The sequence below is a fragment of the Burkholderia sp. L27(2015) genome (assembly GCF_009765705.1).
GTDB lineage: Bacteria > Pseudomonadota > Gammaproteobacteria > Burkholderiales > Burkholderiaceae > LMUX01.
On the sequence record NZ_LMUX01000021.1, the window covers coordinates 503,160 to 521,234 of the forward strand.

16 protein-coding genes are annotated in these 18,075 nt (G+C 53.4%); 3 read left to right on the forward strand and 13 right to left on the reverse strand.

Annotated features, from left to right (window positions below; all coding sequences use genetic code 11):
- Nucleotides 1–130: 130 nt before the first annotated feature.
- The 13 genes from asnB to GSQ77_RS20720 form a co-directional block, all read right to left on the reverse strand.
- Nucleotides 131–1,981, reverse strand: a complete 1,851-nt coding sequence (asnB, locus tag GSQ77_RS20660) for an asparagine synthase (glutamine-hydrolyzing) (RefSeq protein WP_158904628.1) — start codon at nucleotides 1,979–1,981, stop codon at nucleotides 131–133.
- The gene (locus GSQ77_RS20665; RefSeq protein ID WP_158904629.1) at nucleotides 1,981–3,192 is read right to left on the reverse strand and encodes a glycosyltransferase; all 1,212 of its coding nucleotides are present in this window, start codon (nucleotides 3,190–3,192) and stop codon (nucleotides 1,981–1,983) included. Before GSQ77_RS20665 ends, asnB begins: the two co-directional genes overlap by 1 nt.
- Nucleotides 3,189–4,340 (reverse strand): glycosyltransferase family 1 protein, encoded by a 1,152-nt coding sequence (locus tag GSQ77_RS20670; protein WP_158904630.1) that lies wholly within the window; start codon nucleotides 4,338–4,340, stop codon nucleotides 3,189–3,191. The genes GSQ77_RS20665 and GSQ77_RS20670 overlap by 4 nt, the downstream gene beginning before the upstream one ends.
- Nucleotides 4,337–5,635 carry a glycosyltransferase family 2 protein gene (locus GSQ77_RS20675; RefSeq protein WP_216854924.1) on the reverse strand — a complete coding sequence of 433 codons (1,299 nt, stop codon included), beginning with the start codon at nucleotides 5,633–5,635 and terminating at the stop codon, nucleotides 4,337–4,339. The genes GSQ77_RS20670 and GSQ77_RS20675 overlap by 4 nt, the downstream gene beginning before the upstream one ends.
- Before the next feature lies 1 nt (nucleotide 5,636).
- Nucleotides 5,637–6,551, reverse strand: a complete 915-nt coding sequence (locus tag GSQ77_RS20680; protein ID WP_158904632.1) for a class I SAM-dependent methyltransferase — start codon at nucleotides 6,549–6,551, stop codon at nucleotides 5,637–5,639.
- On the reverse strand, nucleotides 6,551–7,429 hold the full coding sequence (locus GSQ77_RS20685; RefSeq protein ID WP_158904633.1) for a bifunctional 2-polyprenyl-6-hydroxyphenol methylase/3-demethylubiquinol 3-O-methyltransferase UbiG: 879 nt from the start codon (nucleotides 7,427–7,429) through the stop codon (nucleotides 6,551–6,553). The genes GSQ77_RS20680 and GSQ77_RS20685 overlap by 1 nt, the downstream gene beginning before the upstream one ends.
- Nucleotides 7,426–8,802 (reverse strand): ABC transporter ATP-binding protein, encoded by a 1,377-nt coding sequence (locus GSQ77_RS20690; protein WP_158904634.1) that lies wholly within the window; start codon nucleotides 8,800–8,802, stop codon nucleotides 7,426–7,428. The genes GSQ77_RS20685 and GSQ77_RS20690 overlap by 4 nt, the downstream gene beginning before the upstream one ends.
- Nucleotides 8,799–9,542, reverse strand: coding sequence for an ABC transporter permease (locus tag GSQ77_RS20695; protein ID WP_367889696.1), 744 nt, complete (start codon nucleotides 9,540–9,542; stop codon nucleotides 8,799–8,801). The genes GSQ77_RS20690 and GSQ77_RS20695 overlap by 4 nt, the downstream gene beginning before the upstream one ends.
- Nucleotides 9,543–9,667: 125 nt before the next feature.
- Nucleotides 9,668–10,540, reverse strand: a complete 873-nt coding sequence (locus tag GSQ77_RS20700; RefSeq protein ID WP_158904636.1) for a class I SAM-dependent methyltransferase — start codon at nucleotides 10,538–10,540, stop codon at nucleotides 9,668–9,670.
- On the reverse strand, nucleotides 10,537–11,181 hold the full coding sequence (locus tag GSQ77_RS20705) for a DapH/DapD/GlmU-related protein (protein WP_158904637.1): 645 nt from the start codon (nucleotides 11,179–11,181) through the stop codon (nucleotides 10,537–10,539). Before GSQ77_RS20705 ends, GSQ77_RS20700 begins: the two co-directional genes overlap by 4 nt.
- On the reverse strand, nucleotides 11,142–11,729 hold the full coding sequence (locus GSQ77_RS29845) for a DapH/DapD/GlmU-related protein (protein ID WP_301951175.1): 588 nt from the start codon (nucleotides 11,727–11,729) through the stop codon (nucleotides 11,142–11,144). The genes GSQ77_RS20705 and GSQ77_RS29845 overlap by 40 nt, the downstream gene beginning before the upstream one ends.
- Nucleotides 11,730–11,748: 19 nt before the next feature.
- Entirely contained in the window at nucleotides 11,749–12,720 is a 972-nt protein-coding gene (locus GSQ77_RS20715) for a glycosyltransferase family 2 protein (protein ID WP_158904639.1), read from the reverse strand.
- Nucleotides 12,721–12,762: 42 nt separating this feature from the next.
- Complete coding sequence (locus tag GSQ77_RS20720) at nucleotides 12,763–14,175, reverse strand: mannose-1-phosphate guanylyltransferase/mannose-6-phosphate isomerase (RefSeq protein ID WP_254067813.1); 1,413 nt, start codon at nucleotides 14,173–14,175, stop codon at nucleotides 12,763–12,765.
- Nucleotides 14,176–15,196: 1,021 nt separating this feature from the next.
- On the opposite strand from GSQ77_RS20720, the gene GSQ77_RS20725 reads away from it, so the two are divergent.
- The 3 genes from GSQ77_RS20725 to GSQ77_RS20735 all read left to right on the forward strand — a co-directional run.
- Entirely contained in the window at nucleotides 15,197–16,042 is an 846-nt protein-coding gene (locus tag GSQ77_RS20725) for a symmetrical bis(5'-nucleosyl)-tetraphosphatase (RefSeq protein WP_254067814.1), read from the forward strand.
- 151 nt (nucleotides 16,043–16,193) lie between these two features.
- On the forward strand, nucleotides 16,194–17,543 hold the full coding sequence (locus GSQ77_RS20730; RefSeq protein WP_158904642.1) for an oligosaccharide flippase family protein: 1,350 nt from the start codon (nucleotides 16,194–16,196) through the stop codon (nucleotides 17,541–17,543).
- A gap of 47 nt (nucleotides 17,544–17,590) precedes the next feature.
- The coding region (locus GSQ77_RS20735) for a glycosyltransferase (RefSeq protein WP_158904643.1) at nucleotides 17,591–18,075 on the forward strand (485 nt) is incomplete at its 3' end.

The window sequence follows — 18,075 nt, forward strand, 5'->3', positions numbered from 1 at the left end:
CTGCCTTCCATCTGCATTAAATGCGAAAGGATCATGAATTTACGTATTTGAATGTGATCGGCACTCCATACGTTTGAGGTAACTAGCAGTAGCACCGCCGTCAATACCGCGGAAATGTTACGAAACATCCTCATTTTGCTCCCGTGCCCCAGTTGAGCAGTTCCTCGGCACTTTGCCCTTCCAGATGCAACCGGACCCAACACTCAATCAATGTCAGCTTGTATAGGAAAGGTAAATCAAATTCCGACAAATTGCCCCGTGCGCGCTCGGGGTCCAACAGCCCCTGGCGAACCAGTGCGCCGTTCGCGAGCAGCGGTGCGAAGCGCTTGACAATACCTTTCAACCAGTCGCGTACCGGCGGCGTAAAACCCTGTTTCTTGCGTGCCAAAACATCTGCGGGCAGAGCGTCACGAAGCGCTTCGACCAACAACCATTTGTGGGGTTTGGTCCAGTCCACCAATCCGTCGTTGCGCATGCCAGTAACCCGATCTACAAGATCAACATCGAGCAAAGGTAGCCTCACTTCTACTGAATGCGCCATACTCATGCGATCCACCAGAGCCAGACAATTGGAACGCAGCCAAGTTCGATTCAGCAGATCGGAAACAGCTTGGTGAACGGGACGCGAGAGATCCAGCTTGGCCTGATCCAGCCAAAATCCAGCAGGTAACGCGTCGCGTACCGAAGCAGGCATCAGTGCACGCGACCAGGCATCACCATTGCGCAAGTCAGGGTGGACACCAAAAAAATCTGGCTTCAAGTCTGCCTTTTTGCCGAAAATGCGTTGCCACCATGACGGTTTGCTTACGTTGCCCGCCAGTATGGCCTCATTCCGAGTCACGGCTTCACGCACCCATTCGTAACCCCAGAAAAATTCGTCCCCGCCCATACCCGAAAGCAACACCGGATAGCCTGCTTCTCTGGCCGCCTGGCAAACCGAGTAGTATCCAAAGGCGGCGATGTCGCCGATCGGCGTATCCATGGCGGCCATCAGTGCTGGGAAGCCGTCAATGACGTCTTGGGTGCTGAGTTCAACCTCAGTAAAACCTATTCCCAATTCTTTGGCCAAAGAGGCGGCGAATCCCCGCTCGTCCGTGTCTGGCCGCCCCTCGTAGCCAATCGTAAACGCATGAAGTTGCCCCGGATAGTGACGCGCGGTCAGTGCGGCCACAAGGCTGGAGTCGATGCCGCCAGACAGCGCCACCGCAACCGGAACATCAGCGCTCCCCATCAGACGACAGGCATTGTCCAGGATTTCTTCGGTAACAGCCACGGGCTGGGACGGGTCTTCGTGAGCATGCGACAAATCCCAATACGGGCGGCTGGCCCCGTTCGTCTCTCCTGGGGTCAGCTCCAAGTAATGGCCTGCAGGCAAAACTTCCACGCCCTCGAGCAGGGTGGCCGGCTCAGGGATATACTGAAACGTCAAAAAGAGGTTAAAAGCCTCAGCCGTCAGTCGCGGTGGTGCTTTCATGGCCGCCCTGAGGCTGCGTAACTCGCTGGAAAACCACAGCCGGCCTGTTCCATCGCGATGGATATATAGGGGCTTCTCACCCATTCGATCCCGCGCCAACAGCAGCTTATCTTTCTTGGCATCCCAAAGCGCGAAAGCGAACATGCCACGCAGCTTGCCAAGGCACTCGATGCCGTACTCTTCGTATGCGTGGACAATCGTTTCCACATCGCTGTGAGATGAAAACCGATGCCCTAAAGCTTCCAGTTCAACGCGCAATTCGTGGTGGTTATAGATCTCGCCATTACATACGATGGCGATGTCCTGTGTCTCATTGAATAGCGGCTGCTTGCCACCGGCCAAATCGATAATGGAAAGACGCCGCATCGCCAGCATAACGCGCTCGCTAGCGAAAATGCCTTCTGAGTCAGGACCACGATGCTCCAAACGCTGATTCATTTGCCTCACGATGGATGCATCGGCCTCGTGAACCTTGTTTGGAGAAATAACACCACTGATACCGCACATTACTGGATTTTCCTATTTTGTTTAACGTTACCTGGCGAATGAGCAACCGCCTCGTCGACAATAGTCACAAACTGATGTGCAGTGTCCTGCCGCCTCAAATTCCTTCGCGCGTTTGCCAACGCTTCCAATTGAGGAGCCGGTCCTTTTTGCAAGTCTGGCCACACGGCTGCAACACGCTCCGCTAGATCGGTGGCATCGGATACGCGGAATAAATATGCGCCATCCACACCCGACAATTGCTCCGCATGCACGGCGATATCGGATGCGATGATCGGTCTTCCCAGTGCCTTGGCATCTTCAATTACGGTGCTCCAGCCTTCGAATCGCGAAGGCTGCAATATCGCTGCAGCGGCTCTGAGCAACTGAACTTGTTCTTCACGTGGCACAACGCCTAAAAATCGCACCTGACGCTGTAACCCGTCTCGCGCCAGTGCTTTGACCAGATTGCCAAAATAGTCGGGGTCGCGGCGGTCGTGTTGAAGACCGGTACAGACCAGCGGTATTTCTAACCCTTTATCCCGCAATAATCGCAATGCCTCGAAAACGGTTGCGTGATCCTTGTGTCGCCAGAATTGATTTGCGACGTAGAGAAATTTCTCTGGCAAACCGAATCTATCGATTATTTCGTTACAGACATTAGAAGACCCAGCCTCAATACTGCTGCAAAACGACCACACACGGGGTTCCACCGTCGCACCCGGATAAAATCGACGGAAGTCAGCAAGCGCTGCATTGCTCGATAACAACAAAATGCCCTGTGAATTGGCAATATCTTTGAAACTCTGCAATCGCGAGGACAACTCTACCGAATCAAACAGCTCAGGCAAATAATGAGGTTGAAAGTCGGGAATCCAGTAGAGACTCTTGCGCCACGACTGTTTTGTGTCAAAAATTGGAAAATATAACTCATTATCGGGCGCCCTCGATAGATGGCCAATCCATGGTGCGCGGCGCACCAGCCCACGATGGATACGGCGTGCGGTCGCAATCAGATCACCCGCCCGGTTGTCGCGCCCCCGTCCGTCAACTATCGGATGCCCCAGGAGCCGCCTGGCAAGGGGGGTTCCCGGCGAAGACAGCAACTGCAAACGGATCCTTGGGCGAGATGCCGACGGTAGCGTGGAGAGCGCGGCAAGCAGATTATCAATATAAATTGAGCCGCCCAGCCAGTTGGAATCTTCGATGAATTCAATCGTCAGCCCGTGAGTCATACTTTGCTCATTCCCAGAGCATTTCGTGCAATGTCACAAAATATACGCGCAGAATCCAGTATTCGATTTTGCAGAGCCTCTCGCGCATTTTTCTCGGCGACATAATCTGGACCTGGCTGCAGGCCAAGCCACTGGCCTGCCAGCACCGATGCCAGATGTTGCTCTGACTCAGGATTGAAGTAGGTGCATCGCTCGGGAGATTGCTCTCTGTGGACGGGAAGGTCGGATAGAAAAACCGGCCGGCCTGTCGCGCGAACGTCCTCCACGACCGTGCTCCATCCCTCAAACAACGAAGGCTGGACAACCGCGGCGGCATGACGTAGTACATCGACTTGCTCGCCTCGATCGATCAAACCGAGCAGATGTACCTGGTCGCGCAATGCCTGCTCTTCAATGAACTGCAACAAGCTCGCGAAATGGGCTTCGTTACGTCGATCCGATTGCGCGCCTGTGCACACGAGCGGAATGATCATACCTTGCTCGTGTCGCAAGCGAGCTAGCGCCTTCAGAACAGTAATATGGTTCTTGTGTACCCAAACCTGGTTTGGCAGATAGAGGAATTTTTCCGGTAGGCCATATTTTTGTAGTGTCGTTGGCGATGCCGGTTTGGTTGTTTCAAGCAAAGAACAAAAATGCCACACCCTGGGCACAGCATGATGAGCAGGATAAAAACGGCGAAAATCGTCCGCTGCGACCTCGCTGCTAAAGACAACGACACCGGACTGTTTTGCAATATCGCCGATAGAACGATCCCGGGCAGCAATTTCGTCGGCCGAAAATAGATGCGGCAAGTAGCGATGCTGGAAGTCGGGAATCCAGCGCACGGTAACCGCGCCGGGTATTTGAGCGCCAAACCCAGGATAGACCACATCGACGGGCACTACCGGCTTTATCGGCAAACCCAGGCGCCGTAAAACTCTCCCAGGCCAGCTATCGGCGGCAGAATCAAAAATTGGCAGATGCCCCCACTCACTGAGAAAGCCCGATAGCACGTTTGGCGCGCCAAACAATCGCACCTTGGGTCGTTCGCTCTCTGGTAAGTGCGAAAGACAAATCGCCAGATTGCGCAAATAGAGTGTGCCGCCCATCCATGCGGGGTCGTCAATCAGTTCGATACCGATCGTGAGCTGTATTGGCGACGTTCTCATGCCTCAGCCTTTTTTTGTAATGCTTTGCGCCAGGTTAAGGTGTTGGCCAATTTATGCACGGGATTCCACGCTGACCAAAACAAGCGCTTTAGTTTCGCCGCGTCATGCCTATCGGAAAAATCCAAAGTTTCAAAGGCGTACCAGCCGTCAACGGATAAGGTTCTCAGCAGGCCTTGTGCAAGGAGTTCATCTAGGTTAAACCCATGCCGAGCCAAATCTACAGGGCTGAGTGGCCCAGGCGCCGCAAAAAGGTAAAGAGGCAAGCGGATTAGGCCCGGGAATTTCTGTGGGGCGCAAAGTACATCAATGCCTCGCTCGCGAATAGCGACTGCGAAACACGAAAACATCCGCTGCTGCGCTCGAATTACCGCAGCAATACGCCAGGGTAAAGATATTAGCCAATACGCCGGTAGGAATATCGGGCGTAAAGGTGTACGTAACGTGAAATCGGCAATCACCCTGCGTATCAACCGCCGGCGAATTGCTGCACTGAATTGACGCGGCGCATGTCGCTCCACGAAGCGCCAATGATCGACCACATTGCTCATCGAACGCCGGGAAAAGGTTTCGTGCCAAATCGAGCGAAAACTGGATTTTCCAATGCTCGGTACGATCCCGGTTTCTTCAATGTGGGCCAGTATGCGTGTCTCATAGCAGACGCCCAGCCGGCAACCATACCGTTTGAGGCGACAAAAAAACTCGTAATCCGCCAGGTAGTGAGGCAACATGTCCGCGTCCACATTGCCTGCACTGCGAATCATTTTCAGCGGCACCAAACTCCCTCGCCCTGGCAACACGTCGACGTCGTCGCAAAACTTCTCGCCCACCGCCACACTGCTCTTGACCGGGAATGAATAGGAATCCCAGTCAATATATTCACCCGCATCCAGAATTTTCGTTGCGTCGCGGCTATCCACGACCAGCGCGCCAACCGCTGAGTCATGGGCTTTTGCGGCCCGCATCAGCGTCTCGACATAGTCGTCAGCAATCTGCGTATCGTTATTCATCATCAAAACGCAGTCGTCCACACCCTGGCTTTCATCAAGGGCATAGGCTATACCCCGCGCCATCGCGCCGGCCCACCACAACTCGACGTCAGACACCAGCATCGCCACGTCTGGATGCTCCGTACGAATTGCCTCTACGGTGCCGTCCGTTGACCCCCCGTCAGCCACGATGATTTTGATAGGCTGATAACGCTGCGCCTTGAGATGCAGAATGCAGTCGCGTGTGAAGTGCAGTCGATTGAAAACAGGGATAACAGCAAATACTGTCGGCTTGGCGATTCCCGACATTTCAGTGCCTCGCCTGACTGCTGCTAGAAGTCTCATCTAGAGACGAGTCGATAATGCGGCCCTCCTTGTCGATGATCAGAAAATTGGCCGTTTCGTCCCAGTGATAAGAAGCAAAAAACAGGTCGCGGTTTCGCTCAAAGAAATCCTGAAATGCATTGGCATATTCGTTATGCAATGCGTTAAAGAAATCATTGCCCAGATCACGTCGCTCCCATTCGTTCCACTCGGTCAGCACCAAAGTTTTGCCCAATACAATGCCATGCCAGCGATGGTGATTTGGTAGACGCGTGAAGTTGAACATCACATCAGACAGCCGTGTGGGCACTTCGATGTAGCCCCGCCGCCCCACGCGCACCAACTCTCTGATTGCCTGCCCAGGGTTATCCATGTGCTCGAGAACATGCGAACAGAAGACAAAATCGTAAGTTCTGTCATTGAAAGGTAGACGCTGAAGGTCGACCTCAAAAAAAGGGCGCTGGTCGCGCACCATGGCCTCTACGCGGTGAGAAGTCTTCTCAGGGTATTTGTCAGCCAGATGATTCGCCCGCTTGAACGGCCAACCACCGGAACCGACATCCAGCACCAAGTCATCAGGCGCAAGATCCCAACTCATCACCTCGTTCTGAAAAGTCCACGTACTCATCACGGGAGCACCGCGCTTTTCCAATGATGGAATTAGCGGCCAAGCCTCAGAAGGAAGGTGCTCAAGCAGCATTGAACGAGCGGAGGCGCGCAATTCTGGATCCTGTGGCATACATCTCGAAGCAACCAGCTGAACCCAAACAGGCAACAACTGATGGACCGCGCCATCTGATGTGGCCTTCGGAACCGACTGGCGGTTGGCGATACTCCGCATCAAGCAAGCCACGCAGAAGAGTTGGAACCGCTCAAAAGCTGCAGACAGTTTGTCAAACATCACGAACACCGTTTATCGTCATCGACGGATATGCGGGCTAGAAACTCCCGTGTATCCGGCAAGCGTGAGACCGTCGCATTCCAGTCTGACAGCAGCGCGCCGAGGCTCTGCTCATTCCAGAACCAGTAATGTCCAAAAAATTGATCGACATCACCGTCAGGGACTACAATCGCCACCAATCCACCCGGGCGGCAAATCCGCACTAATTCTGCAGCCACGAGCCTGGGATTTTCCAGATGTTCAAGTACATCGGTACACATCACCACGTCGAAAGAAGCCGTTTCGTAGGGCAGGGTTCGTTCAATAACGAACTGTCTGAACTCTCCGTCTGGCATCGCTGCGCCTGCCCCTTCAACCGCCTTGGACGAAAAATCGAGGCCGAATATGCGAATGGCGGGCCTGCGCTTACGAACCTCACTCAGCAAATCGCCGACGCCGCAACCAATATCGACCACCTTCGCATCCGACGCAATTCGGGCTTCTATATGGTCGACGATCTCGATGGTTAGCCTATCTCGAGCATGATTGCCTTCAGCACCAAATGCTTCGAGATTCGACGAGTCGCCCCAAAGCTGGTCATATCCATCCGCGGAATTATCTTCGGTTATCCATCCTATGCCCAAATCTGTGGTTCGTGTCTGATCGGGTAGCAGAACAACACGGTAGCGATTTTTTGGGACCAGTAGAAACTTATTCGCCAATCCATAAATATACCCCCCTTTAGGCACATAATCATATTGACCTTGAGGTATATGATCCCAGCCATCCGCCGAATAAGGCTCAAGACCATAATCTATATTATCTGCAAATTCTGGCGATAATCGAAAAGCAATGCTTCTCAGGAGGCGCGCGATTAGCTTACGTAGGCGCTGAATCATTGACTTTCAACCCATCTTGTCTGATCTGCCAAATTGCGTGCATTTGACAATTCATCGGAAACAGCAGTGAATTCGAAATCGCTTTGAATATGCATCACCGCATTGTTATCCGAATATAAAAATGAGTTTGCCGGATGCTTCACAATGAAACGAGCTGCTGCGAACCGATAGAACAAGTGGACGCCCACCTCCTTGCGGGTGATACCGACGTTGAGGGTATATGCTCCTGGCCGAAAATTCGGCGCCCGAAGCCGCACTTGGAGATTATAAAAACCTGGGCTAACATGCGGCAATTGAAGGCCCTGTTCGTAGCTATCGATCGACGCGATAAAACGATAGTGAACAGCGTCAACAGTGAATCGCAATAGCAAATTCTCCTGTGGATGCTTTACTTCTATTTCGGCAGATATCAGTATCGACTCACCGAATTCAAACTCAGTTTTTTGTTCTGCTGCGGATACGCAATAAAGTTTTACATCCTGGCAAACAACGTCGCCAGTTCCACCTTGCGAATGGCCATATTCGGCTTTTAATCCACTTTCAGCAGCAGTTGTTCCTTGGTGCGCGTCAACAGCCTTATCAAACTGAATGCCCGCGCTGGCGGCGTTCCGCGAATTCTGATCATCGTAAGCACGGATAACGTTCTCAGCTGAATCGTCAAGAACCGCATGTCCGTGATCCATGAGCAGCCCCCGATCACAAACAGACCAGATCGCCCCCGGGGAGTGGGAAACTAATATGATTGCGGTCCCCTGCCGCTTCAGTTGGAGGATATGATCAAAGCACTTTTTCTGAAAATTAAGATCACCGACCGCCAACACCTCATCCATCAGTAGGACATCGGGACGGCTTAAGGCTGCTATTGCAAAACCTAGACGTACGTACATGCCAGTGGAATAATTTTTTACGGGCAGGTCAATAAAATGGCCAAGCTCAGAAAAGGCGATGATCTCATCCATCAAATCATCGATTTCCTTGGTAGTCAGACCCAACAAGGCGCCATTGACGTAGACATTTTCACGGCCCGAAAGCATGGGCGCAAAACCCGCCCCTGCTGCGATCAGCGCGCCTACACGACCACGGATCTGGATGCGACCAGCGTCCGGCGCATATACGCCATTGAGTACGCGTAACAACGTCGTCTTCCCGCAGCCATTTACACCCATGATACCGAGAGCTTCCCCACTCCGCAGCTCGAAACCAACATCATTAACGGCCCAGAATTCTCCTTCACGCAATACGCCGCTCTGGCTTGACTGGCCGAGCAACTTACGGGCTACGTCGCGCAGACCATAGCGCATCGATTGACGCAAAGTAAGACCGAATTTTTTCGAAACGCCTTCCGCGCGGATGGCCCATTGCTGCTTGCTCATAGCCGCTCCGCTACTTTGTCTTTAATCAGGTAGAAGGAATGGATTCCCAGCCACAGCACCAAAATGGCAAAGCCGATAGCCAGACCGTATGCCTCAGGGTGCGCAATGGTTCCAAGCACAAAGAGGCTTCGGGGCGCATCGACCAAATAGGTAAGTGGATTCCAGAACACAACAGCCCTCAGCAACGGCTGCGAAAACTTGGCGGTATAAACGACCGGGGTAATGTACATCGCAAGACTCAGCAGCGTCACAAGCATGCCCGTCACATCGCGCGCAACCGCCCCTACCACGGCGAGAATCAAACCCAGCCCGACTCCAAGCAGGATGATAGGCAGCACCATCACCGGATACAGTAAGGCCCAGGGGGAAGGTGGTATCCGAAGAAACGCGAGAATCAATAGCAATACAAATAAATTGATCACTAAATTGTATGCAAGATTGGCCATCCCCGTAAGCGCTAGGCCAATTTTTGGAATATTCGTACGCATGACGAGATCCGTGTTGGCGATCAATCCACCCGCGACGGTCGTCACTGAGCTGATTAGGAGCCCCCAGACTGTGGTGCCGATATAAACATAAATAGGATAGGGAATGCCGACGTTACCGGGATTCAGAATCCCCGTTGCTTGCATGAATACAAAACTGGCGATACCCAGAAGAGGGGCTACTACAATCCACAAATAACCCAGTATTTTTTGGCGGAAACCGGCAACAAAGTCCCGCACGAAGAGATGCCAGATGACATGGCGCGAGTAAAATAATTCACTGAATGCCAAACGCAGAGAACCAACCGGCCCAAGTAATTCAGCGGTGGCTTCGTACGTACGAATCACTTGCGAGGCCTTTCTTTCTGAAGCTCGCTGAGTCATCTCGCGGCCACCTTGCTCACCGGTTTAGTGGCCAAAAACGAATAGAGCCGACCGGGCGTTTGATCGCGGCGGTTGATCATATTCACCAGCAGTCGCATCAGCGCCCTGCCCATCACGTGATTGGAATTGAAGATCAACCCGGCTAGCGTTCGCCCTAGAATTGCAGCAACAGGACGCGTACAGTAGTCAAAAAATTGCTCGGTCGTCATTGGAAAATAGTTAATGGGCGAATCAAGTGGAGCCAATGATTTTTGGACTTCCAACCCCGCCGAACGCATTGCCGACAGATATTCGTCAAGCAAAAATGCATTTTCCCCTCCATAGAACTTATGCAGAGGGTGACCATCTAGGAAACGTTGGAGATCCTTTTTATTACTAATGACGTGTTCCCTGGTGGCAACCATCACGCCGCCGGGCTTGAGCACGCGAAATATCTCACGACATGTTTGATTCAGATCTCGTGCGTGGTGCAAAACTTGCCGACAATTCACAACATCAAAACTGTTGTCGGCAAAAGGTAATTTCTCGGAATATTCAGCGACCACATTGATAGAGAAACCAGTCGCTTCGGCCAGAGAACGAATTGCACCGGCGCCAACAAGATTGCTTGGATCCGGCTCAAGCGCAGTCACTTGCCATCCGTCTCGTGCAAGCGCATAACTACTGATACCTCGCCCTGCGCCAAGATCAACAACTTTACCTCTCGCTACTGGCAACAAGGCCGCTATCGATTTCCACTCAACGCTTTTCCAAAAACGCTCCGCAGCCGCTGGTAGCGGATCATCAAAATAGCATGCTCTCACGAGCTCTTGCTGCCCGGGTTGATCGCGCAGCCATTGAACAGCCTGCTCCCAACTGATCTTGGTCATTCTTGAGGAAGTTCCTTAATAACTCTGGCGGGATTGCCCGCAACCAATGTCCATGATGGGACATCCTTGGTTACTATCGAGCCAGCTGCGACTACGGATCCTTCCCCGATAGTCACGCCTTTCAAGACGGTCACATTCATTCCTAACCACACTTTGTCTTCGATCCGAATCGGCGCCTTCTCCACAACGTCCCAGTTCTTGAACTCACTGGCTTTCTCGAGCCCTCCGCTCAGGAGACCTTCACGCCATTTGCGAACGTCTTCTGCACGCTCCCGCCAATCAAGCGAATGAGAATCATGATCGGCAATAGTGCAGCCCCATGAAACAAGAACGTTGTTTCCAATTTCAATTTGATCAGCGCAAATAATCTGCGACCCGCCAATATAGGTGTCATGCCCAACTGACACAGTACCAACACTGCGCTCCAGGACAATTCGACATGATAAGACGGAGCCTTTACCGATCTTGACGCGGTCGTCCGTCGAACCAGACCGATATTCTACGGAGTAGCCAGCAAGAACCGCACCATCTGAGTTGACGGAGTACCCTTGCGCAGCGCCCGAACTCACGTTTGCCGCTTTAGCATGCCGATAAGCAAATCTTAACAATCGAGCAAAGATATTACTGGGGAAATTTCGCATCTATAAACCGCTCCTGGAGGAACATCGCGCGTTACGATCGCCCCTGCTGTAATAATACTTCCGGCACCAATTCGCACTCCCCTTAGGATCGTGACGCCAAAACTAATCCACACATCATCCTCAATTACAATGGGCGCGGATTGTATGCCTGGAATATCCTCTTTGCGTGTCGGATGACCGCGTTCGATAATATCCCTGAAATGTTTATGTCGTTCTGAGGCATTCGTTGAATGAGCAGTACCATCGTGAATATTGACGTCATGAGCGATCAGCACGCGGTTTCCAATTGTGATCGACTCCATCGACCAAATTTCCGTGCGGACCCCCACATAGCACCAGTCACCGATGGTCACTTGCCCCCCGTGGCCATAGGTTTGCAAACGACCACGTATATACGAATTTTTGCCGATTCTGATCTTTTCTGGACCGCCCGAAAAGTTTCCAATTTCAGCCTCTTCGCAAAGCGTCCCCCCCGTATCCAGCGTGCAGTTATTCCACCCCGCATTTGCGTGCTTTGTTGCGGCGAGCTCTCTAGCCAACCTAGACATTGCTCGGTGACATAATCGGCTAAGAAAGCGCATTGCGAAGCTTCCCAGTGAATTTGTGAATCCAATTTTTAAATTGCTTCGTACGACCCAAATCATTTATTTCTGGGCGTTCAACTTCGCCCTTGGAGCGTAAGAACGTTTCCAGATGATAGAGATGCTCCTGCTCGAAGCTCGTTTCGGATGGAAAAGTCAACGAAGTCGGAAGGTTTGCTCGCAGATTTCCCAAAACATCGCCTTGCTGGAGAACATCGTCACTGCCACAGTGAATGCCCGACCCATCAAAACCACCATTCCATACAAGACTTTTCGTGGGATACACCACCAAACCATTGAGTCGTGAAACCGCATACCACCAAAGAATGCCCCAAGAATCGTTGCGCCCCGCCAGGCGATCTTCAAGCATCGTCGAAAACGCGCAAGTGCCTCCCAAGTCGAACAGCTCTCTCCAGTTGCCGTCGCGCTTCGCGCCCTCCAGATCCACCGGCTGCCACGCGAAATGCTGCCAGGCGCGCTGCCACGTGGCCCAGCCCCAGGTCGTGGTGACAGGGAGTAGGAAAGCGTCAGTCGTGATTCCGGGAGGCGTACTTAGCGTAAAGCCCGAGATCTGCATGATCCGCTCGTCATCTGCGTAGCGGTCCAATGACTCGATCATGTAATGCAAAAAATCGGGATTTACGACAAGGTCATCCTCAACAACAATGACCCGCCCATAGCGGGCGCAGAGATCGGACACGCCAGTCGCGATCGACTTGGCGAGACCAAGATTCTGCGGCTGCTCGATTACCCGTGCGTCGAAAGAAACCGCCCATTCACGGAGTACTTTTCGAGTAGCCTCGACCGCCGGCCGAGCGGCATCCGTTCGCGGGCCATCGGCAAACAAATGAAACTCGCAGTCTTCGACCCGCCGACTCCTGGATAAAGCATCCAAGGCGCGCTGCGTGTGATCGGGACGGTTATAGGCGAACAGGGCTACGGGCGTCTTCTTATTCATTTCGCTCGATCGCTATGTAGCGTATTTTGGCTACCCGACCAGTCATGAACTCACCCGACCATAGATATCTTCAAAACGAACGATGTCGTCTTCTCCAACGTAATCGCCGCTTTGCACCTCGATCATCACACAAGGTGTGGTGCCAAGATTTGTAAGACGATGCTTGTGACCAGCGGGAATATACGTGGACTCATTGGTACCAATGAGAATTTCCCGCGTCCCATTGATTACCTTGGCTTGCCCACTGACCACCACCCAATGCTCGCTGCGATGACGATGCATTTGCAAGCTGAGGCTCGCGCCAGGCTTGACTTCAATGCGTTTTATCTTGAAACCGTCACCTTCCCCCAACACGGTGTAAGTGCCCCACGGGCGGTGCACCGTACGATGCAGTTTATGGGCCTCATGGCCTTTCGCCTTCAACTCTGCATAAATGTGCTTTACGTCTTGAGCAGAGGACTTGCTAGCCACCAGAACAGCGTCCGGCGTGTCAATGATAAGAAGGTTCTCGACCCCGACCGCACCGACCAAGCGATCACCGCTTTGGATGGTGCAGTTCTGCGTATCATGTAGCAGAGTATCTCCCTGCACACGATTGCCATTTACATCCGGCTCGGCAAGGTCGCCCAATGCCGTCCAGGAGCCAATATCGCTCCAGCCTATATCGCAGGGCACGACGGCAACACAATCCGACTTTTCCATTACTGCATAATCGATCGCGCCGTCGGGCACACTCGTGAAAGCATGGGGATCGAGCTCGATCCGGGTGAACCCCTTGTCCTCGGCCAATCGGGACTGGCTCAGGCAAGCCCTCGTTGCGGAGAGAATCGGTTCACAGTGCAATTCCATTTGCCGCAACATTGTCGCAACCGAAAAGCAGAACATCCCGGAATTCCAAAGGAACCTGCCGGACGCGACGTATTGCTGCGCCTTTTCAAGTGACGGCTTTTCCACAAAGCGCAGCACAGTGTTGCCGTCGGCTTCAATGTAGCCATAACCGGTCTCAGGGGCGTCCGGCTGAATGCCGAAGGTGACCAACCGACCCTCGCTGGCCAGCTTGGTAGCGGCAATGACCGCTTCCTGGAAGGCCTGTTGGTTGGCAATCAAGTGATCTGCCGCAAGCACAAGCATGACGGCGTCATTGCCATGCTTTTCGGCCATCTGAAGGGCGGCGGCAGCAATCGCCGGGGCGGTGTTGCGCCCGAACGGCTCCAGAATGAAGGACGTGGCAACGCCCGCCGCGTTCACCTGACGAAACTCATCCTCTACCTTGAAGAAAAGCTCTCGATTGGTGACCGTCAGCACCTCGGTAACACCCGGAAGCTGCGCACCTCGCAGAAAAGCCTTTTGCAAGAGGCTTTGTCCATCCTTCAGGCGAATGAATGGCTTGGGATGCAACTCACGTGAAACGGGCCAAAGCCGGGATCCGGCGCCACCGCATAGGATAACGGGAATAAGAAGACAGCTGGCCTGCTCGACGCAATCATCTGGTTGCTTAAGAATATCTATTGCCCCTTTGTAGCTTACTGCGAAATCAGAGCCTTTATTTTTTGAACGTGCCGTTTTTGCAGCAAATTCCGCTTTATTAATTAGACTCACCCAACTAGCCCCAACATTTAGAAAATTGCAGCTTCTTTTATATACGTTCCATAAAGCCCAACTGCGGGTGGGGCCGTACTGGCCGGCCTGAGAAGCCACCCAACACGTTGTGCACAAACCCCAATTAACCGTCATAATTGTAACATGTCGAAGTGTTGCCAGACAATTTTGATGGCTTGAAAACAACTGAGGTGCTGACCACGAAACGCAAGGATTCAACTCGATTCGCCATCACCCAGTTGAGCTAGCAATCGCCTCTTCTGCTCGCGCCGGCCACTTCATGATTTCGGTCTGTAGTACCGTAACAAACCACCATCGTTGTCAACAGCAAATAGAGCGTACAGACATCTTTGTTTTCTGCCGCGATCGAGCCTCGGGTTGCGGCTCGAGCCGCACCCTGGTAAGGAATTTTTCATTCGTGCAGAAATGTGCGTGCGCTCGGTTGACTGAAGACCACTGGCAATCAGGAGCGCCACATAAAGCTTTTCGCCGGGGTGCCGTCCGGCGACGTTCACCTCGATGCGCGATTAGCGACCGATTGCCCCGAGCGAACACAAGCTCGCGACTCGATGCCCGCCGGATCTAATCGTCTTTGCAGCGTTCCGAGAACAGCCGCACGCGAGCTTGAACGGCGGTGGCTGGATCAGTTTGACGTCAGAAGCCATTGTGAAATTCGGGCATAATTGCCCGCCGCGAGAGCGGCGGTGCAGGGAAAAAAGTATGATGGGCCACTCTTCGTAACTCAGCGTAACGATACCGCCAACTCAATCGAAGCAGGACAGGCACAATGAATTCGCAGGCTCCGACTCCGTCCTCCCCGCCTCTTCGTCACCGAGAGCCCACGCGCGCTGCGGTCCCGGCTCAGGTTCCTTATGGCATCGGAGACTTGCAAGGTTGCTGCAATGCACTCGCGCGCCTACTCGGCAAGCTCGACCTGACGTCTGAAAGCCCCCTGTGGTTTGTCGGTGACCTCGTCAACCGAGGACCGAGTTCGCTTGCTACACTGCACAAGCTGATTCAGTTGGGTCAACAAGCAACCTCTATTCTCGGCAATCACGATTTGCATTTGCTTGCCATTTTTGCTGGTAGCCGCAAACAAAAGCCGGGCGATACGCTTGACGAGATCCTGCAAGCTCCCGATGCGGTAGAGCTGATCGATTGGCTGAGAAATCGGCCCTTGGCCCATTTCGATGGCATTCGGCTCATGGTTCATGCGGGCGTACTCCCACAATGGGATGTTGCCAATACGCTGGAACTCGCGGGCGAAATCGAAGCACAACTGCGCGCCCCTACGTGGCGTAGCTTTACGGGCGAACTGTTTGCGGCCCCCGCTCAACCTTGGCATCCAAGGCTCAAAGGCATCGAGCGCATGCGGTCAGTCACTAGCGTGCTGACACGAATTCGCTTATGTGACGCTGCCGGCCAAATGGAAACAAGATATAGCGGCCCTCCGGCGAGCGCGCCGGCAGGTTTCATGCCTTGGTTCGACGTGCCAGACCGTAAAACCGACGATGTGATAGTGGTATTCGGCCACTGGGCGGCTCTCGGCCTAGTGTTACGAGACAGGCTTTGCGCATTAGATACAGGCTGCGTGTGGGGCAATCAGTTGAGTGCTGTGCCGTTAGACATAGATCCGCAAAAGCGGATTCCAATCCAGGTCGATTGCCGCAAGAAAGAACTTGAGGGAGACGAGCGCTCTGCGGTATCGCTGAACGCTCCCTGACCACGGCAATCCGCATCGTTGATAACGACTCTGCTACAATTTTCTGTCGTGGTGCTTGGCACGCTGCTTTGCCGTTCCCGCCGCTCCGATGGTGCTATTCAGCCTGCGCAACGTCTGCGTGACTTCTCACTGCCATTTGCCTAAAGACGCCTTGACCCAGACTTTGCCAGCCTCGCGTTCCATTTCTGCCCGCCTACTTTCCGGCGGCTTGTGGGTTCTGGCCTCGCGCGCCCTCGCGATCGCGGCAGGCTTCGCAGTCAGCGTATTGCTGACTCGCATGCTGACGCCACACGAGGTTGGCTCGTATTTTTTGATCTACAGTCTGGTGGCGGCCTCCTCAGCGATCGCTATGCTCGGCCTCAATTTTAGTATCGTGCGGCTGATAGCGGAGTCGCTCAGCATAAACCAACCTGGTCGCGCCAAAGGCGCCATCTTCATGACCTTCGCGCTCGTTGCCGGTGCGCTCATTTTGATTGCAGCAGTGCTAATCATCGCGCCCGGCACCTGGCTTACCACGCACGTGTTCGGCCTGGCGGGTCCTCATTTGATTTGGCTGAGTGCCGCGTGGATCGCCGTCTTTACTTTGCAACTCATCGTTGCTGAAATGTTCCGCGGGCTGCATGACATCCGTTTTGCGTCGATTTTCGGCGGCTTGGTTATCAGCGTGCTCGGAGCGCTCTTTTTTCTGATGTGCCTACTATTCGGCATCCACCTCACGCTGGCGTCTGCTGTGACGCTCAGTGTCACAGCGGGGGTGATCAATTTCGTTTGCGCCGGCTGGCTAATTGGCCGAAAAATCAAGTTATTGACGGGCAAGCCTCAGTTTCACGCGCGGGAAATGCTCGCGATTTCTGCGCCGTTGTGGATCGTCAATTTGACACTGCTGTTGCTAACACAAGCCGACGTCTGGATTCTAAGTACCGGGCGCGGTCAGGATACGGTGGCGATTTATGGGGCCGCCGTACGCATGACCCAATTCATGACGGTTCCCCTGCTCGTCATCAATTCCACTTTGCTCCCCGTTATTAGTGAAATGTACGCGCGCAGGGACAGCATCGCACTGGAACGTGTCTTACGCGCATCCGCAGCACTAGCGGTGTTGCCCGCAGCCATTGCTTTGGGCGTTTTTCTGATGTTCGGTACACAGTTGATCGGACTGGCTTTCGGCAATTTTTATCGCGGCGGTCTGCCGGTGTTGCTCATCCTGAGTCTTGGCCAATTTGTCAATATTGCCGGCGGTTCGTGCGGCTATACCTTGATGATGACGGGGCATCAGCGCGACATGATGTGGATTACCGTGCTGGCTGGCGCGCTCACTGTGGGGCTGGGTTTCGCGATGGTGCAAACTTGGGGCGCGGTAGGGGTAGCACTAGGCTCCGCCATTGGGCTTGCGCTGCAAACACTCGTGATGTGGCTATGTACCCGCTGGCGCATTGGCATCTGGACACACCCATCGCTACGTGATTTGCGCCTTTTATTATCATCGTTATGGAGAGGCTGATTGTTGCCCAGGCTCTTCCGGCCACATCAATCGATGTTGTGAGTTCTATGACTGAATCTGTGCCACTGGTATCCATCGTCGTCCCGATATATAACGCTGCTCGTTATATCGATGAGACTGTTCAAAGCCTGCTCGCGCAAACCTATTCTAACCTGGAAGTCATTTTGCTCGATGACGGCTCGACCGACGAGACCCTCACCTTGCTGCAAGCCTATGCGGATCGTTGCATTGTCGACAGTCATTTCAATATGGGGCAAGCCGCGACGCTGAACCGCGGATGGGCGCGTGCGCGTGGTCATATCATCGGTTACCTGAGCGCAGACGACAAACTGATGCCCGACGCCGTTAAATTCGCTGTAGAGGCTTTGAGCGCACAGCCCGAAGTGGCGCTCGTTTATCCGGACTACGAATTGATCGATGAAAACTCCACGCGCTTGAAAGTGATACGCGCGCCGGATTATTCCTATGCGAGAGTTGTGTTGGTCGGAGAGTGTCCGATTGGGCCCGGGGCATTTTTCCGACACACCCTTTT